Genomic DNA, 255 nt, shown 5'->3' on the forward strand with positions numbered 1-255 from the left:
GCAGCATTCGGTCTATTGTTGCTTTATCAAATAAAGCGGTGCAATAATTTATTCCTAATGAAATACCATGGTTACTCTCTGATACACTAAATGTTAAATCAAATTGAGCTGTAACCATATCTAAAGCGTAATTTGACAAGCTAACTCCTTTTATAGCGACTTCTTGTTCTACAACTTCGCCAGAGTTTGATTCTATATTTTGAAAATCAAACATCACTTGAAACAATGGCGTCATACTCATATCACGGGTTGTAA

1 protein-coding gene is annotated in these 255 nt (G+C 34.1%); it reads right to left on the reverse strand.

The window, feature by feature from the left end:
* Window positions 1-241 (reverse strand): condensation domain-containing protein (locus ACHRWY_RS27760; protein ID WP_395359270.1); only part of this gene is annotated, 241 nt, incomplete at its 3' end.
* Window positions 242-255 lie beyond the last annotated feature (14 nt).

This window comes from Flavobacterium sp. FlaQc-48 (assembly GCF_044007335.1).
GTDB lineage: Bacteria > Bacteroidota > Bacteroidia > Flavobacteriales > Flavobacteriaceae > Flavobacterium.